The 22,847-nt window shown below is 40.5% G+C and carries 20 protein-coding genes; 14 read left to right on the top strand and 6 right to left on the bottom strand.

What is annotated here, in order from left to right; translation table 11 throughout:
- Nucleotides 1-408 precede the first annotated feature (408 nt).
- On the bottom strand, nt 409-1,182 hold the full coding sequence (locus tag E7303_RS04965; RefSeq protein WP_330601621.1) for an SDR family oxidoreductase: 774 nt from the start codon (nt 1,180-1,182) through the stop codon (nt 409-411).
- A 184-nt stretch (nt 1,183-1,366) separates the two neighbouring features.
- On the opposite strand from E7303_RS04965, the gene E7303_RS04960 reads away from it, so the two are divergent.
- Nucleotides 1,367-2,524 carry a hypothetical protein gene (locus E7303_RS04960; protein WP_292144120.1) on the top strand — a complete coding sequence of 386 codons (1,158 nt, stop codon included), beginning with the start codon at nt 1,367-1,369 and terminating at the stop codon, nt 2,522-2,524.
- A gap of 1,474 nt (nt 2,525-3,998) precedes the next feature.
- Here the strand turns inward: E7303_RS04960 and E7303_RS04955 are convergent.
- Entirely contained in the window at nt 3,999-4,781 is a 783-nt protein-coding gene (locus tag E7303_RS04955) for a formate/nitrite transporter family protein (protein ID WP_292144119.1), read from the bottom strand.
- Nucleotides 4,782-4,868: 87 nt separating this feature from the next.
- Between E7303_RS04955 and E7303_RS04950 the strand changes: the two genes are divergently transcribed.
- Complete coding sequence (locus tag E7303_RS04950; protein WP_292144118.1) at nt 4,869-5,633, top strand: PHP domain-containing protein; 765 nt, start codon at nt 4,869-4,871, stop codon at nt 5,631-5,633.
- Nucleotides 5,634-5,707: 74 nt separating this feature from the next.
- On the opposite strand, the gene E7303_RS04945 is transcribed toward E7303_RS04950, so the two are convergent.
- Nucleotides 5,708-7,270, bottom strand: coding sequence for a glycoside hydrolase family 43 protein (locus E7303_RS04945; protein WP_292144117.1), 1,563 nt, complete (start codon nt 7,268-7,270; stop codon nt 5,708-5,710).
- A gap of 97 nt (nt 7,271-7,367) precedes the next feature.
- Here E7303_RS04945 and E7303_RS04940 point away from each other — a divergent pair, with 97 nt between their 5' ends.
- The 7 genes from E7303_RS04940 (at nt 7,368) to E7303_RS04910 (ending at nt 12,768) form a co-directional block, all read left to right on the top strand.
- Nucleotides 7,368-7,922 (top strand): DUF3990 domain-containing protein, encoded by a 555-nt coding sequence (locus E7303_RS04940; protein WP_292144116.1) that lies wholly within the window; start codon nt 7,368-7,370, stop codon nt 7,920-7,922.
- Between the two features lie 237 nt (nt 7,923-8,159).
- A complete protein-coding gene (locus tag E7303_RS04935; RefSeq protein ID WP_292144115.1) occupies nt 8,160-8,684 on the top strand; it encodes a TetR/AcrR family transcriptional regulator in 525 nt (174 codons plus the stop codon).
- Between the two features lie 124 nt (nt 8,685-8,808).
- Complete coding sequence (locus tag E7303_RS04930) at nt 8,809-9,738, top strand: hypothetical protein (protein ID WP_026522743.1); 930 nt, start codon at nt 8,809-8,811, stop codon at nt 9,736-9,738.
- 24 nt (nt 9,739-9,762) lie between these two features.
- Nucleotides 9,763-10,611, top strand: coding sequence for an SDR family oxidoreductase (locus tag E7303_RS04925; RefSeq protein ID WP_292144114.1), 849 nt, complete (start codon nt 9,763-9,765; stop codon nt 10,609-10,611).
- Nucleotides 10,612-10,648: 37 nt separating this feature from the next.
- Entirely contained in the window at nt 10,649-11,455 is an 807-nt protein-coding gene (locus tag E7303_RS04920) for a DUF1295 domain-containing protein (RefSeq protein WP_292144113.1), read from the top strand.
- Nucleotides 11,456-11,479: 24 nt separating this feature from the next.
- The gene (locus E7303_RS04915; RefSeq protein ID WP_292144112.1) at nt 11,480-12,103 is read left to right on the top strand and encodes a hypothetical protein; all 624 of its coding nucleotides are present in this window, start codon (nt 11,480-11,482) and stop codon (nt 12,101-12,103) included.
- An 8-nt stretch (nt 12,104-12,111) separates the two neighbouring features.
- The gene (locus E7303_RS04910; protein ID WP_292144111.1) at nt 12,112-12,768 is read left to right on the top strand and encodes a hypothetical protein; all 657 of its coding nucleotides are present in this window, start codon (nt 12,112-12,114) and stop codon (nt 12,766-12,768) included.
- Nucleotides 12,769-12,823: 55 nt separating this feature from the next.
- Here the strand turns inward: E7303_RS04910 and E7303_RS04905 are convergent, their stop codons facing one another.
- Complete coding sequence (locus E7303_RS04905; RefSeq protein ID WP_292144110.1) at nt 12,824-13,801, bottom strand: bile acid:sodium symporter family protein; 978 nt, start codon at nt 13,799-13,801, stop codon at nt 12,824-12,826.
- A 155-nt stretch (nt 13,802-13,956) separates the two neighbouring features.
- Nucleotides 13,957-17,097: a toll/interleukin-1 receptor domain-containing protein gene (locus E7303_RS04900; protein WP_292144109.1), complete on the bottom strand. Its 3,141-nt coding sequence runs from the start codon at nt 17,095-17,097 to the stop codon at nt 13,957-13,959.
- 143 nt (nt 17,098-17,240) lie between these two features.
- Here E7303_RS04900 and E7303_RS04895 point away from each other — a divergent pair, with 143 nt between their 5' ends.
- Together E7303_RS04895 and E7303_RS04890 are read left to right on the top strand one after the other, a co-directional pair.
- Nucleotides 17,241-17,876 carry an endonuclease III domain-containing protein gene (locus E7303_RS04895; RefSeq protein ID WP_292144108.1) on the top strand — a complete coding sequence of 212 codons (636 nt, stop codon included), beginning with the start codon at nt 17,241-17,243 and terminating at the stop codon, nt 17,874-17,876.
- Between the two features lie 156 nt (nt 17,877-18,032).
- On the top strand, nt 18,033-18,239 hold the full coding sequence (locus E7303_RS04890) for a hypothetical protein (RefSeq protein ID WP_292144107.1): 207 nt from the start codon (nt 18,033-18,035) through the stop codon (nt 18,237-18,239).
- A gap of 88 nt (nt 18,240-18,327) precedes the next feature.
- Here E7303_RS04890 and E7303_RS04885 read toward each other — a convergent pair whose 3' ends face one another.
- A complete protein-coding gene (locus tag E7303_RS04885; RefSeq protein WP_292144106.1) occupies nt 18,328-20,709 on the bottom strand; it encodes a beta strand repeat-containing protein in 2,382 nt (793 codons plus the stop codon).
- A 376-nt stretch (nt 20,710-21,085) separates the two neighbouring features.
- Here E7303_RS04885 and E7303_RS04880 point away from each other — a divergent pair, with 376 nt between their 5' ends.
- Genes E7303_RS04880 through E7303_RS04870 form a run of 3 tightly spaced genes read left to right on the top strand, consistent with a single transcriptional unit; the run spans nt 21,086 to nt 22,845 of the window.
- Nucleotides 21,086-21,550, top strand: coding sequence for a LytTR family DNA-binding domain-containing protein (locus E7303_RS04880; protein WP_292144105.1), 465 nt, complete (start codon nt 21,086-21,088; stop codon nt 21,548-21,550).
- A 13-nt stretch (nt 21,551-21,563) separates the two neighbouring features.
- Entirely contained in the window at nt 21,564-22,067 is a 504-nt protein-coding gene (locus tag E7303_RS04875) for a DUF3021 domain-containing protein (protein ID WP_292144104.1), read from the top strand.
- Nucleotides 22,039-22,845 (top strand): response regulator, encoded by an 807-nt coding sequence (locus E7303_RS04870; protein ID WP_292144103.1) that lies wholly within the window; start codon nt 22,039-22,041, stop codon nt 22,843-22,845. Before E7303_RS04875 ends, E7303_RS04870 begins: the two co-directional genes overlap by 29 nt.
- The last annotated feature ends 2 nt before the right edge of the window (nt 22,846-22,847 follow it).

Here is a 22,847-nt window from a genome sequence, read left to right as displayed (position 1 = left end):
TACGTAATGGAACACGAAGATGGAGAGAACACAAACATGATCTGTGAGCAGCTTTATGACCTTGCACGTATCCAGAACGCTCCTCTTGAAGGCGAAGCAATGACCAAGTTCATCGCCCGTAGCAATGAGATCATGATGGTTCTTGCAAAATAATATACTTTCTTGCGAGTGGCATAAAATCCAGAAGTGCCCATAACTTCGGATAGATCTCGGAGTATTCGCAAAGACACAGTAAATATAAAATAATGCGCCTTGTTTTCTTTCATGCTTATTCAGAACAGAAAACAAGGCTTTTATTTTATCTTAACTGTCTCTATTGCTCATACTAAATCGCTCTATCCAAAGTTATGGGCACTTCTGGATTTATGGTCTACTATACATATAAAGACTAGTATTTTTGCGAGGGGGTTACATGCTGGTGTAGCCGCCGTCAACTGGAAGGGCGATTCCTGAAACGTAGCTGGAGGCTGGAGAAGCAAGGAAAACAGCTGCTGTATCAAGCTCACCTTCAACACCGTATCTCTCCATAGGAATAGCTGTCTTTGCATACTCCTTGAAGTAATCGGAATCAAGGGTTTCTTTTGTAAGAGGAGTGTAGAAATATCCTGGGCAGATGGAGTTTACTGTGATTCCGTGCTTGCCCCATTCACCTGCAAGGGCTCTTGTGAGGTTAACTACACCACCTTTTGCTGCGTGGTATGGAGATGAAGGTGCAATCTTGTTTCCAACAAGTCCGTACATAGAAGCAATGTTGATGATCCTTCCGTATTTTGCAGGAATCATTGCCTTTTTAGCAACTGCTCTTGCAACTTTGAAAGTTCCAAAAAGATCAATGTTAAGCTCATTGCTGAACTGATCATCTGTAATATCCTCTGCAGGAGCGACAGCACCTGTTCCGGCGTTGTTGATAAGAATATCTATTTTTCCAAAGTGAGCAAGAGCCTCATCTATAGCCTTATCAACCATATCAGTATCTGTAATGTCACATCTTATAGCGAGAGTGTCAACTCCGTATGTATCGTGGATTTCTTTTGCAACCTGATCGATCATCTCCTGACGTCTTGCGAGAGCGATGATTGAAGCTCCCTGGCTTGCAAGAGCTTTAGCCATCTGTACACCAAGTCCTGTTGAGCAGCCTGTCACAAGTGCAACTCTTCCTGTTAAATCAAACATATTATCCATAAATATCACATCCTTTCCGGTAAAATATTTTGTATTTGTGAATTAGATTGTATACAATCTAACACATAATTAAATTGTGTGCAATATAAAATTTTAAATTGTTTTATTTTTTTTTAATTATTGTGGTACACAAAATGGTGTAGCATTATATATGAATTTAAATTTCGTTAACGAGGAGGAAAATATGAAAAAAAGATTCATAACTTCTATCATGGCTATTTCTATGGCTATTTCTATGGCTGCATGTGGATCAGGTGCAGCAGAAGCACCAACAACCGAAACAAGTGAAGCAGTTGAAAATGTAACAGAGGCAGCTTCTTCTGAGAGTACTAAAGAAATAGAAATCGCAAATCCATGGCGTGAGTGTACTGAAGATGAAGCATATGCTGTAGCTCCCAATCTCTTTTCTGCACCTGAAGGAGCAACTAATATAGTATGGCGAATGATGGAAACGGAGGCAAAAGAGAACGAGTATACCTGGCCTCTTGTAGAGCTTACCTTTGATCTTGATGGCAATTCTTTTGTTGCAAGAGAGCAGCTCATTGCTTCAGATGAGCCTACGGATATTTCAGGCCTGTATTATAACTGGACAGTGGAAGATGATATTACTCTTGCTAACTGGGGCGGTGGAAATATGACAGGAAAAGCTTACCGCTACATTGGCGATGATAAATATGTTGATCTTATTACCTGGTTTGATATAGAAACAGGGGCAGATTATTCTCTTACTGTAGAGGCTGCTGACCTTGACGGATTTGATCTTCAGGCAGTAGCAGAGGCTATGTATGATGAGAGTAAGCAGATTGGCGCCAATATGCCGGATGATGAATATGTTCCTACTGACATCACAGGATGTGATACTTTTACACAGATTGTAGATAAGCTGGAAAAAGGAAGCGGCTATGCTAATGCAACTATCAATGGGGTAGATGTTTTACTTGTGACAAAATACACATTTAATAACAGCCCTGATGGTGGTGTATTCAATGCAGCTATCGATTCAGAAGTATATCGCTACAATGAAGCTGGTGTTCCAGAGTACCTTGGTCTTGTAGAAGCAGGCGGTACAGCTTATCCTCTTGCAATTTATGATGGAAAGCTTTACGCAGGTTCAAATCATTGGATCAAAAAGTACACCATTGCAAGCGGAAGTATTCTCTGCATTGACGAAGAAGCATATGTAGAATATGACGGAAACGGCAATGGTACATATTACCATCACTCAGATCTTCGAGAGCTTGATGGAGATGAAAATGCAGTAGTTCCTGATGACTCCGCAATGAAAGCTATGTATGCTGATCTTGAAAAAGCTGAAGTTATTGAATACAGCGTTGTACAGTAACGAGAGTGCTTGGGTTAAATGAGGAAACTGCTAAAAAGCGTACTCTTGTGTTACAGCGGTAGTTTTATAATTAGAATTGATTTTATTACGAATGCTTACGCCGGTGGCGTAAGCATTCTTTTATATCCAAGGAAAAGAAATGTCAAAATCCAACATATGAGCCATACATAGTGGCTCCGTACGCCACCATTGACTGAATCTGAGGAAAACGCCTTGGTCTACAAGCCGACGGTGAGGATGATGGGAACAGTAGCTTCATTCATACACCGTCGGATTCAGCATTTTAGCGTTTTCTTCAGAACCCGTCAATGGCAAGCACCTTCGGTGTGGCTAGGGTAAGGTGCCTCAGGTTCCAAATCCGAGAACAGTATAAGTGGCTAATTTCAAGGAATCATAGGCACATAGCTTTTCCATGCTGCATGCTGAAAGTGAGTCTAAAGGTAGTTTGTATTTATCCACTCTATAAGTGATAGTTTAAAGAGCGCTACAGTATTACTTTGGGCATATAGCTAGTTTTCACTAGATCAGCCACCCGCAATAAAACCGGTTTTGGGCTCATAGCCTGATTCTAGGCTTGCAGCCACCCCTCACCAACGGCTTTTACACAGGCGATTGGGCATATACGGTAATTATCCGTCCACAGCCACCCTTTTAACGGGTGGCCCGAGTCTTGAAATCGGCCTATATGCCCAGTTGAACTTTCATGAAGGTGGCTGGCATCGCTAAAAAGTGCTATAAGGACAAAATATAAAAAACAAGAGGTGGCTGGAAGCTTTCCAAAGCGCTATATGCCCAAACCATTATTCATCACGATCATATGGACTGAATGGACATAGAAAATTCGGATTGTCAAAGCGAATTGGATATATAGTCATATTTTTTAAGTTAACACATCCATCGACAGTATTTTCAGGAAGTGAAATTGGGCATATACGAGAAAAAATGGATTGCCACATCCATTGGATGAGTGAACTGAGGACATATGATCTCTATATAATGGTGTGGTAACCTCAAATAAGGTCGTATATGCCCAAAATCACAAGTCAAAAACCTTGTCGCATGGTGTCGTAAGCTCAAAAATCAGGCTATATTTCCAAAACAGAATCTTCGCTCTATTTACATTGAAAGACGCAGACATATAGTCACACATATCCTTGAAAGTAGCCGCCCCTACTGTTCTCGGAGTCAGAGCCTGAGGCAATAACACCTAGCCACACCGAAGGTGCTTGCCATTGACGGGTTCTGAGGAAAACGCTAAAATGCTGAATCCGACGGTGCATGAATCTAACTACTGTTCCCATCATCCTCACCGTCGGCTCGCAGACCAAGGCGTTTTCCTCAGGTTCAGTCAATGGTGGCGGACGCTGCCAATTACTTACGCATATACAAAGAAAGAGTAATCAGATGTATGCTAATTGCATTCAGCTGATTACTCTTTCTTATCTACAATATTCGTGCTATTTCTTCTCTGTGATCATTTTTTTAGGTAAGCAGCGTAGTATACTGCGCCAACGCAGAGGCCGCCACCGATGATGTTTCCGATAGTTACAGGAATGAGGTTTGTTATAAAGAAACCTGCAAGTGAAAGACCATCGCCTGGGATACCATAGAAGGCTGATGTGAGAAGGCCCGCGGGAATGAAGTACATGTTGGCTACGCAGTGCTCGAATCCGCAGATGATAAAGAGCATTACAGGGAGCCAAAGGGCCAATACCTTTCCTGCAAGTTCGTCTGCTGCAAAGGAGCACCATACGGCCATGCATACTAAAACATTACAAAGTATTCCTCGGAGGAGTCCATCTGTAAAGCTTATGTTTGATTTAGTAATGGCGGTATTTACGACTGACAAAGCAAGTGCGTTATCGCCAAATGAGTAGATGTGGCTGAAAGTAGCAAGAGCTGCTATGATGAAGCCGCCTATCATGTTACCGAAGTAAACAATTACCCAGTTTTTTAACATGCCTGAAAGCTTGGCTTTACCTGAAAGAACAGGGATTGTGATAAGACAGTTACCTGTAAAAAGTTCAGCTCCGCCGATTAGTACCATGAAAAGTCCAATAGGGAATACCACTGAGCTGATCATTCTTGCTGATGATGGATTAGAAGCAAAGCAAGAAGCTATCTGGCTTCCAAGGCCTCCAAGTGCTATAAATGCTCCTGCCATTATTCCAAGTAAAAGAGTTTTGCCAAAGGGTGCAGATGCTTTAGCTGAACCTGCAGCTTCGTATCTTGTAGCAATTTCTGCCGGTGATTTCATATCTTTTTCCTCCCAAATTAACGTGAACTTATATTATAATCTTAAAGGAGTATTTTTGAAAAGGAAATATATTTTAGGGAATTAATCATGTATATTTTTGAAACACATTTACACACTATCGAAGGAAGTGCCTGTTCATCTACGCCGGGAGTGAATTATATTGACTATATGAAAAAGCTTGGCTACAGCGGCATCATTGTGACAGACCACTTTTTTAACGGCAACAGTGCTGTTCCAAAAGATCTTCCGTGGGAGAAAAGAGTTGAATTGTACTGCAAGGGGTATGAGCATGCAAGGGCAGCTGCAGGCGATGACTTCGTTGTACTTTTTGGAATAGAGTATAACTTTGAAGGGGATGAATATCTGCTTTACGGAGTAGATAAAAACTGGCTCTTAGAAAACCCTGACATAATGGAAAAAGACAGATACGAAGTCTATAAGACAGTGCATGAAGCGGGGGCGATAATGATTCATGCGCATCCCTACAGAGAAAGAGATTACTTAAAGGCTATACACCTTACAAAAAATGTCTGCGACGGTGCTGAGGTTTACAACGCATCAAACCCGGACTACCAGAATGCTCTTGGGTATCAGTATGCAGTGGAGAATAATATGAGAATGGCTGCGGGCTCTGATATTCACAATTTTGGATTAAAGAATATGGGTGGAATGGGATTTGAGCATCCCATTAGGACTATTGAAGAGTATGTAGAGGCATTTATGGCTGGAGAAGGGATACCTCTTTATAAGAGCGATGCTTTGGATCCGTCAGCAGAGTTTAAGCCGGTTGACACTAATGCTCTTTTGACAACTCCGGATAAAGGACCATCTCTTGAAGTCATTTACCATTGAGAAATACGTGTATAACATCTTCCTTTTAGCATTGTAAACTACAGATTTATCTGTAGTTTACAAAGGTAAAGGTTTTATGTCAGATACTTATAATCTGCAAATGAAGCACTTCCACCGATAGTTTCGGTGCTGTAAATAAATAGGCCAAATCTGGCACCGGTGAAGTGGTCAAGTTTAAATTGCAGTTTATGGGTAATGCCGAGTTTTTTTGGAGTGGCGTTATCCATTTTCTCATAGTAGCCAAAGATAGCTGTATCATTATCAAATTCCACATCTGCCTGCAATCTCACTATAGGAGTATCAATTTTGACACATTCCATCTCATCAAATGGCTCGTCATCATGGCGCTCGCCAAATATCCCGCCGGACGTGATATCTCTTTTTCCCATAACAAGGTAATAATTGCCAGAGCGCTTGGTTATGGCTATAAAACCATAACAGCTCTCTAAGACGCACAGACCGGCATAATCTCCATCCTTTAGGTTGGTAGCGTCAATCAGCACTGAGCTTGCACATCCGGGGAAAAGAGTCCTCTGAGTCAGTGTGTTTTTGGCCTGTGTCAGGTTTGATGATAATTTATCAGTAGTTATGGTAACAGCTCCTTTGGCGAAATCTCTTTTCACAAGGGAGAGATCAGGTTCGTGGTTAAATTGCCAGCAGGGCTTAAAACCAAAAGATGAAGTGGCTTTGGCAGAATAATCGCATTTAAAGTCGTCGCCGGATATAAGCGGAGAATAGTCATAGCCCGGCTTTAAATCTTCAATGTCAAAGGCTTCGGGAATAATGCCGTTTTTTCCAAACACCGGGAAATCACCGTCCCATGTTACCGGAATCAAAATCGGGATACGGCCAACAGCACCGCTATCCTGAAAGAGGATGCTGTACCATTTTCCGCCGGGAGTTTTGATTATTCCTCCCTGAGCGACGCCTGAAGAGCGGTAGTTTCTGTCATCATCACATACGTCCTTTCCGGTGTAGGGACCAAAAGGCGAATTTGAAATAAAGCAGCTCTCAGTGCGCTTTCCTGTCGATTTTGGAATGTGGATCAGGAAAATATAGTATTTTCCATTTATCTTGTAGAAATGAGAACCCTCATAGCCAAGATATGCGTCATCGGCATCTGATATTATCAGCTTTTCAGTATCGTGCGTATCAGAATCTGAAAGCTTTTCTCCTGAAATTGTGAGCTCCTTTATGAAGATATTCTTATTGCCATACACGATATAAACCCTGCCATCATCATCGAAAAGAATGGAATTATCGTGATAGAAACCCTCGAGAGTATACTTCTCCCAAGGACCTTCAATTGAAGCAGAAGTGAAAATATAGGTTTTATGGGTGTCGTTGGCAACAAAGCAAATGTAGAATAAGCCTTTATTGTAGCGAAGGCTTGCAGCCCACATTCCCTGGCCGTAGATATTTTCTTTTCCCTGAAGTTTCTGTGAAGGAGTGCCATCTAGTCTGTCATAGACAAAAGAAGCGTGCTCCCAGTTTACAAGGTCGTAGGATCTTAAGATTTCACAGCCGGGCATAAAGTACATGGTGGTGCTGACCATATAGTAGGCACCATCAAAGTAAATAACGTCCGGGTCAGGATAATCAAGTTTTGTTATTGGATTTATATTTTGCGTATTCATGAGTCTTATTGTAGCATAATAATATAACTATAGAGTGAGTTTTGCTGTTAAGAATGCCGGCTGCCTTATGGGCAGTTGTGAAAAAGAGGTACACCATATGGTTACATTATTTCATGCAAGTTACAGTGTCATAGAAAGTCCTGATATCCATTATGGCAGGAAAAACGCCGATTTTGGGCAGGGCTTTTATACTTCTGATAAATATGAGTTTGCAGGCCGCTGGGTGGTTGAGAAAAAGGATGCTGATATCATCATAAATAAGTATGAGCTTGATGAAAAAAATCTGAAGATCAAGCGCTTTGACCGGGATAAAGAATGGTTTGAATATATTTTCAACAATAGACGGAGCATGCCTGATTACTTAAATGAGTATGATTTGATCATCGGACCTATTGCTAATGATACGATACACGATACACTCGGGGTTATTACCAGCGGCTTTTTGTCTGATGAGGAGGCTATGAAGCTGCTCATGGTAGGAAACTGCTATGAGCAGATAGTATTAAAAAGTGAAAATGCGGCAAAGGTGCTTAAATTCATATCCTACGAGATACTAACGGATGAAAAGATAGCCGGGTTCAGGAAAATGGCAGATGATGATAATGAAAAGTACATGTCTGAATTTGCTAAAACCATGGAGAGTTTTGAATAATAAGAGAGGACACTGGTCCACTTATGCTTAGGTGGAATAGATGTCCTCTCTTTAAATTTCTACCAAAAACAGAACCTGATAATTGTAGACTTCTCTGAAAATAAGCGTATTTTCAGCAAAATATTGATTTTTAAATCAGAGATTGTTACCATTTAAACGAACACGTTCATAAAATATTGAAGGCTGTAGCTACAGCAGCGCACAGCTATGGTTAATTTGATTTCAGGAAAGATAGATATGCCCAAAATTATAGAAAACATCAAGGAACAAATCATAGAAGAAGCAAAAAAACAGCTTTTTGAGAATGGTTATTCAAAGACGACTATCCGATCTGTTGCAGCAGCCTGCGGAATTGGCGTTGGGACTATGTATAATTATTTCTCGTCAAAGGATATGCTGATTTCAACATTTATGCTTGAAGACTGGAAAAATTGTACTCTTCAAATGAAAAAGCTGGACACTTCAGAAGAACTTATATTTCTTGAGGGAATTCATGATTATCTCAAGGTCTTTATAAACAAATACAGCTTTCTTTTTAAAGATAAGGAAGCTGCATCAGTTTATTCCGCAGTCTTTACTGAGAGACACGCGCAGCTACGAGGAGTTCTTGCGAAAATAATACTGCCTGTGTGTATTGATAAAAGCTATGATGAACCTGATTTTATGGCCAGTCATATTGCGGAGTCTATACTTTTTTGGACACTTGAGGATGTTCCATTTGAGAAACAGGCGGGAATCTTTAGAATTCTTTTAAAGATGTGAAGTATTTAAATGAATCACAGAAGTCCGCTTTTGCAGCGGATATAAATTAAAAGTGAGACTTGAAAAGGCGCAAAATGGGGAAGCGTCTTTTTTAGCTATAAATCACAAAAGCGGAGGGTATGAAATGAGTAGCTTTGAAAACTTGCGAATCGTAGACAATTTTTATCAGACATCACTGTTTTTTCCGATGCCTACCGTTCTTATCAGCACTTTGTGCGAAGACGGCTCAACTAATCTGGGACCCTATTCCCTGATCCAGCCATATTATGTCGCTGGTAAGGATTATTACGCAATGCTTCTTAATTGTCGTAATTCATCTAACACAGCACAGAATATTTTGCGCACAGGAAAATGTGCAATCAACTTTATCGATGACAATCCCAAAAACTTTCATGAGGCAGTGAAGCTTTCATGGCCTGGCGATAAGCCATCCGAAAAGATGCCAAAATGTAATTTCAAATTGGAAAAGAGCCTTATTCAGGAGGAAAATCCAGAGGATCTGCGCCCAATGGTCATGACAGATGCAATAGAAGTGATCGAGTGCACATGGATGAGAGAGCTTGATGGAGCTTCGAACGATGCTCCGGGACAGCTTGAAGGTTATGAAGGTCCATATCACGATTTCAACGGAATAACCAGTAAGTTTGGTGCGCACTTTATCTTAAGAATCGACAAGATCCTTATGAAAAAGAAATATCGCGATGCCATAATAAACGGCGTGACAGCAAGAGATTTCCCGCCACTTCCTGTAGATTACGGTTACAGGGATTCAAAGAACTTCTGGTTCCACAGAAAGAGAAGAATGAGAGCAGAGCTTTTGCAGGTTCGCGAAGCGTCACTTGCTTCTGTTCGTTATGCTGCAGAAAGAGCTGATGACAAGATAAAGTTTACTGATGATGCACTTAAGTGCCTATTGGGTGTTCCAAGAGTCTTTTTACCTGCTGCTCTTAAGGGCTGTGTTGAGTGGGCAAGAGAGAATAACGTTGAACTTGTAACTGAGGAGCACATGAAGATAATCAATGACAAGCGTGCCCAGGAAAAGAAGAAAAAATAATTCATGACATGGAGGAGATAAAAAATGAAGGTTGTACTTGCAGGCGCTTATGGTAATTTGGGCGCAGATATATTTAAAACTCTGTTAAAGGAAGGACATGAAGTTGTTGCGCTTGACATGATGCAGAGAGATATTGAACTTAATGGCAAATATTCTTTTACCAAGGTAGATGTGACAAAACCTGAGACACTTGTGGGAACATGCGATGGCGCAGACGCAGTTATTACAACTGTGGGGCTTACAAAGGGATCTGCAACAATTTCCAATTATGATATCGACTATCAGGGGAATCTCAACATATTAAATGAAGCCAAAAAAGCGGGAGTTAAGCATTTTACCTATATTTCAGTAATAAGAGCAGACCAGGCTCCTGAAAAAGTACCTATGGTACACGCAAAATATCTTTTCGAGCAGAAGCTGAAAGAAAGCGGCCTCTCATATGTTATTCACAGACCAACAGGCTATTTTTACGACATTGTAAAAGTATTCAGACCAATGGTCGAGAAGGGCGCCGTTACCCTTCTTGGAAATACACCTGTCAGCTGCAACGTTATTTCAACTGAAGATTTTGCTGATTTCATCGTAAAGCATATGCTTGATGACAACAAGATTTATGATGTAGGCGGAAAAGAGACTTACACATATGAAGAAATTGCAACAATGTGCTTTAAGGCAGCAGGAAAAGAGCCTGTGATCAAGAAGGCTCCTACTTGGCTCTTTGATGTACTTGCATTTGTGAATAAGCTCAAAAAGAATGGAAAAGAAGCAATCATCCGTTTCTCAAAATTCACTTTATCTCAGGATATGGTAGGTTCAACCAAATATGGAGATATGAGCTTTGCTGAATATATAAAAGACAACTTTGCCGTCTGATAAAAGTGGCAGGTATTTTCACTTGGAGGAATAATTTATGTATTGGAATTCATTACTTATAATCTGCCTTGTCTGCGCTGTACTAAGTGCAGTGGGCTTCTATAAATATGTGTACTTTCTGTCTATTGGATATGGATTTGCAATTGCCGGTGGCGGCATAACTATTTTAATTATGTCTTTGAAGTATGGCTGGTCAGAAGGAGTTGTTGTTCTTGCTATTTTACAGGCTGCTTTGTTTCTTGCCTATGGCGCACGTTTGTCCGGATTTCTTTTGATAAGAGAGATAAAAAATGCGGCTTATCGCAAGACATTGAAGGAAGCAACAGGAAATGACAAGAAAATACCTGTGTTTGTAAGCATTTCAATCTGGGTATTCGTTGCTATTCTTTATACAGCACAGGTGAGCCCAATGCTCTTTAGATATGCAAACGGATCAAAGGATGTTCTGGTTCCTGTAATTGGCATGCTGATATCTGTCTTTGGTCTTGGACTCGAGTCACTTGCAGATAAACAGAAATCAGACCAGAAAAAGCAAAGGCCTGATATGGTAGCAACCAAAGGACTTTACAAAATTGTCAGATGTCCGAATTATCTTGGGGAGATTATTTTCTGGACAGGGGTATTTGTTGCAGGAATCACAACTTATCAGGGACTTGGACAGTGGCTTATGGCCATAATAGCATATGTCTGCATCGTTTATATCATGTTCAACGGGGCTCAGCGCCTTGAAAAGCGCCAGATGGCACGCTATGGCAATGACGCTGCATATAATCATTATGCGGATAAGACACCGATCATTCTTCCTTTTATTCCTATTTATCATCTGAATAAAAAAACTAGTTGATAAGTGACATCTTGGGGGTTACATATGAAAAATTATTCGATCACAATGGGAATCATAGATTTTATACCGGTTATATTTTTTGCCGTTGCAGCAATAATGTTGCAACGGGATCTGTATAACAAAATGAGCAAAGGCGCCTTCGCACTTTTTGCTGTGGGCACAATTGATATAATCTGTGCAGGAGTTGCCAAAGCACTCTATAAGCTTCTTTATGCCGCAGGAATCTGTGATTTCAAGCCTTTGAATGATATATTCTTTCCAGTTCAGTCCATTGGATTTCTTTTGGCAGGAATAGGCATACTTGCAATGCTTCTTCACAAACAGGGCAAAAACGCTGCGCTAGCCGTTGCACCACCTGTGTTTACAGGCACAGCAATATTTGTAAGCTGCATGTGCATTGGACTTGCTATGATATATATTGCTTTGTGCATAATTGCAGTAAAGCTTAAAAAGCCATTTCTCATAGCGGTTTTTGTTATATCTTTTCTCTGTTCACTTGCAATGGGATATCTTTCATCCAAAGATTTTACTCAGAGCTACATGAACTGGATTGCCCAGATGATTAACATTGTTGGACAGGGACTTCTATTCTATGGCGTGATAGTCATGAATAAGGCCGGAATTGCTGACCTTGTACTTGGAAAGTGAGGCTGGTTATGACTTGTCTGGATGAACTGATTAAGATTATAAAAACTCATTATGAGTTGGAACCTGTAAATACTTCAGAGTATGATGGATTAAAGATCAATGGCATGCGCTTTGATATAAAGGCCTATGAAGCTAAAAATCTTGGGCATATATCTGTAATGACGGCTAAAGGCTTATTTGGGCTCATGAAAATGGATACCATAATATTTACGCCATCTGAGGCTGATCTGCCTCTTTTATCCTATGACAGGATAAAGGCCATGGGGAATGATATTTTGATTGCAGAGCCTTTTGATACTGTGGTTGACACTGATACATTAGACAATCTGGACAGGCTTGAAGCATTGGTATCAAAGTATGACTATCTTCCTTATAGAGATATGGGAAAGCACTGGTATGATGACATCAAGCTTTCAGGTTGTATGTCCTTTAAGGGAAAAAAGAATCTGTCTTCGACATTTAATGCACTTGCAAAAGAGTATCTGGAGACATATTTGAGCTTGCCTCATGTTGAGGTCAGTGATGTTGCACTAAAAAAGCAAAAGACTCTGAACTACGTAAATGACCTGATTGAAAACGGCGGTCCTTCCACAAACGTATTTATCAAGGCCATAGGAAAAGAGAAGACGAAAAAGCTCTTTTACCAGGTTCTGTTTGGAGTGTAACTAAAAAATGCTTACGCCGATGGCGTAAGCATTTTTAATAAAGTTCAATTTAGGATCACTGAGCCTTTTCTAAAATGGGTTCTTCCTCAGTGTCATTTTTTTTTGAATCATCTACAAGCTTCTGGTAGATATTTGCAAGGATTGCACCTGAAATATTGTGCCATACTGAGAAGATTGCGCCTGGGACTGTTGCCATTGCAAGATCAGGGAAAGCTGTTCCTGCAAGAGATGTTGCAAGACCTGAATTCTGCATTCCAATCTCAATAGAAAGAGCTTTTTGCTTGGATACAGGAAGCTTTAAGATCTTTCCAAGAAGGTATCCGCATGCATATCCTAAAAGGTTGTGAAGGATAACTACTACGAATACAACAGCACCTGTCTCAAGGATTCTGGTTGCGTTGTGTGATACAACTGCTGCTACGATAAGTGTGATAGCTGTAACAGAGACAAGTGGAAGGACGTCAGCTGCCTTGGCCGTAAACTTTCCAAAGAATCTGTTGATGACAAATCCAAGGCCAATAGGTACGATAACTACTTTGATGATAGAAACGAACATTCCCAAAACATCTACAGTTACAGAAGTTCTAAGAAGAAGGTATGTGATTGCAGGTGTTAAAAATGGAGCAAGGAGTGTGTTAACGCTTGTCATCCCCACTGACAAAGCAACATCGCCTTTACTAAGATATGTGATAACGTTACTGGATGTGCCACCTGGACATGTTCCAACAAGGATAACACCAGCCAAAAGACCTGCTTCAAGGCCAAATGCCTTACCAAGAGCAAAAGCTAAAAGTGGCATAATGGTGAACTGAGCCACACATCCAAGAAGGATATCTTTAGGCTTTTTGAAAACAAGAATAAAATCTTCAGGCTTAAGAGTAAGACCCATTCCGAACATTACTACCATAAGAAGGTAGTTTACCCATGATGTCTGGATCCACAGACATGTTCCTGGTACAAAAAGAGCCAGCGCAGCTACTACCAGTACAATGATTGCCATGTACTTCCCAACAAAACTACTTACTTTTTTCATTGTTCTTCTCCTTAATATGCAATTTTATTGATAATTATACAACTGTAAACGAAATTGTCTACCAAGAGTGCATAAAAATACAAGAATGATTATTTTTAATCAATAAAATTGCACAAGAAAGCATGCTTTTTGCCAGATGCTTTCTTGTGCAATAATTAGCCATCTAATCCATACATGGATCTTTCTGCTTCAGACATCTCTGTTCCCTGAAGGTAGTTTTTTGTTTTGGCAATCAGATCCTGAGTAGTGTAGTGCTTGAAATAGCCAACCTCTAATTCACTTGAGCTTGAACTGTAAGCCCATGTTAGAAAGGTATCTGTACCTTTGTGATGACCATAGCAGTGCTCTATGTAAGCAACTTCAACCCAGTTGTCAAGTTCAAAGATGTTGAGGATATTGCTTTCGAGTACATAAAGAAGATTATTCTCTTTGTCAATTTCGAAAGTTGCTATCTCACCGTAGTTGTTGTAATAGGTTGAGAGGTCACTTTTACCGATAAATGAGCCATCATCTCCGCTATATCTGAACATGGACCCGTTTGAATAGGGAACTACCAGGAGGTTTCCTAAATTCTCAAAATCAAGGAATGCCATCCCCATCGGAGAAGCGTTGTTGCAGGAAATTTCCTGGATGAGTTCACCTTCGATATCCTTAAGCAAGATAACTTCACCATTTGTTATGGCAACTCTTTTTCCTGTGTCATCAATTGCTATATCTGTTGGCGCTTCCCAACCTGAAGGGACAGTTATGTCAAAAGAGGTATTGTTGTTAAAATCTATTATCTTATAGCTTGGCATATCGGAGGAACCACAGCTGATATATGCCAGATTTGCCTTGGAAAAATACTTAATTGCTTTACAATATTGAACCTCAAGGTCATCAAGGTTTACTTCTGTCTTTTCGCCGGATTCCAGATCGTTTAATACAACTACCGAATTATAGTAATCGATGTTATTGTAATAAACCAGGTTGTTATCACTTAAAACCATTTGTACATTGGAAGGTCCGTAGCTATCGTTTAGTTTTTCTTTTGTCTGCTCTTTGGTCACAAGGTCATAAGATGCAAGGTATAGTATGGAATTATATTTATCATCATATTCGGTGAAGGCATAGTAAAATTTTCCTTCGCAGGTTCCGAGCAGTTTTACTTTTGAGTATCTGCAGCTGTCACTTACATGAACAGAGGTCTTGTAGGTCTTTTGGTCTGAATCAAAAAGTAAGATATCTGAGCCATCGGCACCATCGGATACAGCAATTGAAAGGACTTTTTCATCCAGGTTGTAGCAGCTGAATGTGTTTTCATATACAGGGCAGTTGTCAAATTTGGTCCAGTCTTCATCTGAAATTCCAACGCCATAGAAGACTATTGTATGGGAGTAGGCCTGATGGGTATAGATACCTTTTTTTATAATAGCGTCGGTGAGATCATCAGTAAAATGTGATGTCAGCGTAAGACCTGACGAAGTTTCGCTCATGGTGGTATGTGTTGCCATGGAACCGCTTTTGGTAATGTACATAGGAGAGAGTTCTTTTCCTGTTTCATTTACAGATATGATAGGCTCGTTTACATTATCTTCAAGCTGAAGTTCACCGGTTTCATTATCCCAGGCACGGACCATGTTTCCTGCATAGAAGGCCATTTTGGTGTCATTTAAGACCTTGAAACCGCAGTTTATCGCGTAGTTTGTAGAAACAAAATCGTATTGCCAGTTAAGAGCCAGTTCCCCTGAATTAAAGCAGTAAATTCCGGTATGGTCATCCGTTATGTATATGTTATCATACATTTTCCCACTGCCATCCAGAGTGCCATCATTACATGCAACGTACAACTTGTCGTTTAAATAGGCAATATAGTGAATTTTTTGATCTTCCAAAGGGTAAGAGAGAAGTTCACCTGTGGGAATATCATATTCCATAAGGGAGTAACTCTTATGGAGGTATGTATGCTCTTCACTTGTCCCCTGACCAAGGCAAAAAGCAATTCTCTTTTTATCAGGTGATAACACGAATTCGTCACAGGAATCCATGCTGTATTTCTCTTCGATAACATTGAAATCAATGGTATTAACTACTGAGCCGTCTTTTACAGATACTTCTGATATTCTGCCATGGGAATCCGGAACAAGGAAAGTGGTGTCAGTGTAGTTGAATATATCCTCGGTTACTGTGCTCAGGTCCTCGTTTCGCCATTTCCTTTCGCCTGTCTTAAGATCGTAGGCGTCGATGAAATCCCAGCTTGAGACGATCAAAGTGTTATCATCAAAAAAGAATAATCCATCGAATTGATTAACATTGCAGTTTAAAAGAACCTGATGAGTCGTAGTATCCCAAACAGTGACATTGTTGCCCTGATCCTCAGCTGCCAGTTTTGAACCATCGTTTGAAACCTTATATTCCCTTACCTGGTTTGACATCTGGTAGTTCCAGGCTGCATCAATATTTGATCCTGCAAGCGATACATAAGAAAGGGATGACTGAGTTATGGCTTTCAGCGCTTCAGGAGTTACAGGCGTCTCGTCCTTTTCATCCTTTGGAAGAGCCTCAAGAGCAAGCTGCATTGCCTCGATACGGTTCTCGTTTTCAAGGAGCTTTAGCGACTCGTTTGCAAGATATTTTGACTTGTTGCGAAGGGACTCAATGTAGTTTTTATGGATAAGTGAATTGCTGTAGAGCATATAGCCGGTGAAGCCGATCATAAGGGCCATAGCGCCTGCAAAGATGGCAGTAAGCTTTCTCATCTTGTACTGACGGTGCCTGTTCATAAGTTCGTCATAGGAGCAGCCGATAAGGGCAGCAGCCAAACGAGGAAGCTCTTCAGCTCTTGCTCTTTTTATAGGAAGTCTGAAGTCGCAGGAAAGCGGCTCAAGCGGAACTTCAATAGTGTGAGTTTCTCCGTTCTCATCCTGAATCTCTTTTTTAGATGTCAAAAGAATTTTTGGTATTACGTCATAGGGCTCTCCATCAGCAAGAACAGTAAGAACCTGTCCCATGGTGTGATTCTGCAGGAAAGTCTCTATTTCTTTTTCAACCCAGGTGGATTTTTTGGTATTGGTGGAACAGATAACTATGAGATAATCGGCATTTTTCAAAGCCTCAGAAATGGTATCGTTTAGATCATTTGTGATTGGAAGCTCGTCCTTGTCTCTGAAGATGCGGTCGATCTTTTTTACCCCGGTCTGTTTCCTGATCTTGCCGGGAATGTGGTAATGTTCAAGTCCCTTAACAATTTCAGCAGCAACCCTATTGTCAAGATCTGCGTGCTTATAGGATATGAACGCGTTATAATAATTAATCATACTTTTCCTCCCCCGCCGGCACCTCATTAAAAAGCACCAACTGCATTAGGATACCACACGGGCGGGATATATAAAAGAATAGATAGCATTCAATCTTTATTTCATATATAGTTTTTTTCAGAAGGATGACACAGGTTAAAAATATGACTAAGAAAAAGCTTGCCCTAGAGGTAATTGAGAGATTAAAAAAAGAATATCCCGATGCGGTCTGTACCCTTGCTTATGACAAGGCGTGGCAGCTTCTTGTGAGCGTAAGACTGGCGGCTCAGTGCACAGATGCAAGAGTGGATATGATAACGCCAATATTATATGAAAAGTTTCCAACAGTGGAGGCTCTTGCAAAGGCTGAAGTTTCAGAGATCGAAGAGATTGTGCGTCCCTGCGGACTTGGCAATTCCAAGGCAAGGGACATTTCAGCCTGCATGAAGGTGATATATGAGAAATATGGCGGAAATGTGCCTGACAATATGGAAGAGCTTTTGGCACTTCCGGGAGTTGGCAGGAAAAGTGCCAATCTTATAATGGGAGATGTGTTCGGAAAACCGGCAATTGTGACAGATACCCATTGCATAAGACTCTGCAATCTTATTGGACTTGTAGATGATATAAAAGAGCCTTTTAAGGTGGAAAAAGAGCTCTGGAAGATCATTCCTCCTGAAGAAGGCAATTCACTTTGCCACAGATTTGTTACTCACGGAAGAGCAGTGTGCGTCGCAAGACGCCCTAAGTGCGCAGAGTGCTGCCTGAAAGACATATGTAAAACAGGTAAGAAGGTATAATTTTTTATCAGTAGTTTAAGAGATGTTTAGAAAAAGGTTATTTGACGAATATTTTTATACTATATACAATAACCTTAAACATGGAAGTATGTGCATTAGGCAACGAAACAGTAGATCATAGACTGACAGAAAAAAGGTAACCTGGAGAGATAATTTATGGATGCAAATGGACTTAGTGCTGAACAGCAGGAATTACTTGCGAGTATAATGGGCAAATCATCGCAGGCAGGTGGTGGAGGAGGCTTTTCTCCAGCAAGTGTACCGGCGGCGGGTGCACCAGCTGCAGCTCCGGCTGCGGCAGATTCCGGAAAGATGCTTAGTCAGGCGGAAATAGATGCGCTTATAGCGTCAATGGGAAAATGATATGTAGATAAAAAGAGGCGTTGAAAAATGAGTAATCAATTTTCAACGCCTCTTTTTTTGGAGGGGATTAGTGTTTTAAGCTGTCTTATTATACTTCTGTAGCACCGAGAATTTCTGCAAGGCGAAGATATCCACAGTATCCTTTTTCATCCAGGAGCTTAGTAATATCATAACCTGCCGGGATGACTACGCGAAGCTTCTTTCCGCCATAGGTGAAAAGAACTTCAATATCAATGTCACCCTTTTGGGCGAATGTTTCGAGCATTTTTTGGTCAAAACATGATGCTGTAGTTGTTTCGATTCTAAGAGTTCCGCCTGATGGTGTAGAAGAAATATTATCAACTACTGCAGTTTGAAGCTGTGCAGGCGTAAGCTCAGAAACGTTTAGTGACAATACTCTGGATGGAGCAGCAGCGCCTTCCACAGCGGGGGCTGCGTTTGCAAGACTCGCACCGGATGAAACAGTAATTGCGCCTAAAGGTGCTCCGTAGAAGCCGGTATTTTCTATTGAAGGAGCCTGATCTGCTGATAGATTTATAACATTCTGCTCGTTGTTACGATTATTGTCTGCATTGTTTCTATCAATGTTGTCGTTTTGATTTCGGTGATCATCATTATTATCTGCATTGCCATTCTGGCCATTGTTATTATCTGCATTACCATTTTGGCCATTGTGATTATCCGGATTTTCATTTTGATTCTGCTCGTTGTTATCTTCCTCATTTGCGCCACCATTAGGATTTATAGTGGTGAGGTTTATTCCTCCGTTTACGCTTGTAAGGGTAGCAGTCCACTTACCGGTTGTCTCATTATAAACAGTTGTAAATGTGTCAGAATGATTAGTGTTAAATTCATATCCATCAGCAACAGTAAATGTAAAAGCGTTATTTAGCCTTGTTGTGTAGAAATCCATGTAATTTGTGACTGAAGTTGGATCGATGGTGATAGCATCATCTGAGTTAATGATATAGTTAATATTTTCAGCTACTGTCTGAGTAAGTGCAGACAGGGCATCATCGTCCATTTTTTCATTTCTTATGAGAATGGGATTTTCGGAAGCAATTTGATAAATATACAGTGTGGGAAGAGCATTCATTACGTCGTCAGCAGTATCTGTATCCCAAGCTGCAATGGCTATTCCATTTTCTGCAGTTATAGTTCCTTTTATGACAACATATGTTTCACTATCTGTATCATCTTCATTTTCATCATCGTACTCGTCTTCTTCAGGATTGAGACCGATTTCTACACCATTATATCCGGCTGTTACATTTCCGCCAACAAATACCCTGCTTGCCTGCGTTGCAATACCGGTTCCAGAGAAGTCTAAATCACCGTCTTTATAGGTTCCAGATCCATCAGAAGTTACGTCACCTATTATAGTGACTGTAGAAGAAAGTGCACCTACAGCAATAGCTGTTCCGGATACGTCTCCTTCAATTGTGATATTGGATTTATCTTTGGCGTATGCACCTACTGTGCCACCATCTACGCTTCCTTTGACATCAATTGTTGAATCCTGAGCAAAGATTCCTATCTCTTTAGCATTTACATCTCCGCCTATGTCTATGGTGCTTGAATATACATTAACACCTGTAGATTCGTCGCCGGCTGCAGTTACATTATCGCCAACAGTTACTGTGGCGCCAGATGCCTCAATTGCAGTACTATAGTCGTTTGTTGTTGTTACGTCACCACCTACAGTTACGGTCGCGTCATCTACATAGATTCCCAGTGAACCTGCGGTAACGTCGCTGCCAACACTTACAATTGCGTTAGCTTCTGATATTTCCTCAAGATCATCATTATATTTTGCTTCAATACCGGTGTTTGCAGCATTTACACTTCCCTTAACACTTATATTGCTTCCATTATCTGCGATGATTCCTATGCCGCTTTCTGTTCCATCAGAGGAAGCATAACCGATACGAGTACTGGCAGCATTACTTTTCACTTCGCCGTTAGATGTAACATCCCCGCCAACAGTAATTTCGGAATTGTGAGAGTATATACCGGCAGCGCCTCCGCTTACATCGCCTCCGACGGCTATATCCTGGTTAGTAACGTAAATACCTATATCTCTGGCATTGATATCTTCGCCTACAGATATATCTGCATTATGGTCGTATAAACCACCGTCAATACCATAGACAAAACCCTCAATGCTTCCCTGAATTACAATAGTACCGCCTCCATCATCACCATTTACTTGAACGCCGGCGGTTGCGTTGCCACTTTTATCTATAACATCGCCCTCAACGGTGCCGTTTCCGCCCTGTGCCTGTATAGCATACATTCCGCTTGTGGTTTCAATATCTCCATGTACGATGTCGTTATCACTTGGCTCGCATGTAATTTGGTTTGTTCCGTCAGGATACTCTTCAGCCAAAACAGTCATTGACGGCATGGATACCGCAAAAACACCTGCGGTAGCGATAGCAGTTAACTTTGTCAGAAATTTCTTTTGCATATTAAACCTCCTTGTTCATAAGAAAATCGTAACAACTAATATAACGAATATTCGTGTCTTAACGATGTGGTATTAGGATAACAGAAAAAGGTATAAAATGAACTTCCGAATAGGATTTAAAATCGACCAAATGCACTAACCATGCGGCTTTGATTATGATTTGGTAAGAATTATTTTAGAAACGATTTATGAAATTTAGATATTGTTTTTCATTTGGATTTTCCTGAGTCAAAAGGGTCAAAAACAGCATTATAATAATATTACCAAATAGACAATCAAAACGACCGAATAATCGAAATGTCAAAATTAACTTAAACCTTTTGTTTATAATAAAAAATAATCGACAGAAGCTAATGATTGATGGATGGTAGTTAATATGAGAAGCATGGTGGACATTGATATTATACTGGATGAGAAATATGCAGACCCCAAAGTTACTATACAGACCAAAGAGAGAACGCAGCAGGTCGAGAATATCGTCGGCGCAATAGAAGATGTATCTGAAAACGCATATCCTTTTATAATCGGATATGTGGAGGATATCATGCACCTTGTTTCACAGAGGGACATTATCAGAGTATATACGCAGGACAGGAAGGTCATAGTACATACGCAGGATAAATCCTATATTTCCAGAAAACCTTTAAGCAGAGTTGAGGAAAGTCTTAATCCGGATCGTTTTATACGTATTTCCCAATCAGAGATAATAAATCTCCATAAGGTAAAAAGCTTTGACATTAACATGGCAGGTACCATAGGCGTTGAGTTTGATGATGGAACCAAGTCCTGGGTAGCCAGAAGCCGTGTCAAGAGTATTAAAAATTTCTTAAAAAACAGATAAAAAGGAGCATCCTATGACAATACGTGACAGATTTAAGTTTAGATGTGCGTTGGGGTTTGGAATAGGAGTTATCGTTGGGGAGATGATTACAGCTTTATCGGCGTCTGCATCATTAGGAAATGACACTATTGCAGTATATAGCGATGTGCTGCTTAAACGCTGCCACAGTCCGATTCTGGCATTTTTCATTACCATGGTAATGAGTGGACTGCTTGGTGCTGTCGGTCTTGGGGGAGCCACAAGCTACTGGGTGGAAAATATCAGCCTTTTAAAGGCAACAGTTACTCATTATATTTTCACCATGCTGTTTTTTTATCTAACATCTTTTGTGTGTGGCTGGTTTTCACCGGATGAAACTATTGATTTTTTTATCGTAGCGCTTATCATGAGCATTATCTATGCAGGTTTATGGCTATTCCACTATTTCTTTTACAAGTCCCAGATAACAGAGATAAATGAAGATCTTGAAAGGCTGAGGAAACATAATCATGGCGCTGAAGGTGATGATAACAGGTAAAAACAAACGAATTGCCAATGATGTTTACAATCATTTAGTAACTGACAGAGATTATCGTGTTGTCAGATGCGCGGCTGACCACGATGATCTTTTTGACCGTGTCCCTGCGGAAATGCCAAGGGTCATAATAATATGCCTTGGCAACGAAACCAAGGATTCCGTCAAAGTCTTTAATATCCTAAATGAGTGCGTATCCCTTGCCGGTGTTACCATAATGGTGGTGGCAAATCTTGAGGATAGAGAGCTGTTCATGAAATATACCACCCTTGAGCGTATGTTCTTTTTATCAAGGCCGGTGTCTTTGTATGTTCTGTACGACAAACTCCAGGAAGTTGAGAAAAAATACCCTGATGACAATAATGAAGAGCTTTTGCTGACAGAGTTTGTCAATCCAAACGCTTTAAGACCAAGTGCCAAGAGGCATATTCTGGTTGTTGATGATGATGTCAGTCAGCTTATGCAGATAAAAGAACATTTAAAAGAGTTTTATGATACCACCTTAGTCAGCAATTCCGAAACTGCTTTTAAGGTTTTACAAAAAAAGAAGGTGGATCTGATCCTTCTGGATTATATTATGCCGGGGATGGATGGACCTACAATGTTTAAAAATCTTAAAGAAGTACCGGGATTTGAAGGGATTCCTGTGGTTTTCCTCACTGGAGTATCAGAAAAAGAAGTAGTGCTAAAAACGCTGATAGAGTTAAAACCGCAGGGCTATATTGTGAAACCAACCAAAAAATCTGAACTTGTTGCAAAGATAATTGATGTTCTCGGATGAGA

It is taken from the genome of Butyrivibrio sp., from assembly GCF_015056685.1.
GTDB lineage: Bacteria > Bacillota > Clostridia > Lachnospirales > Lachnospiraceae > Butyrivibrio.
The sequence above is the reverse complement of the archived record's forward strand: the minus strand, read 5'-3'. Positions and strand labels throughout refer to the sequence as shown.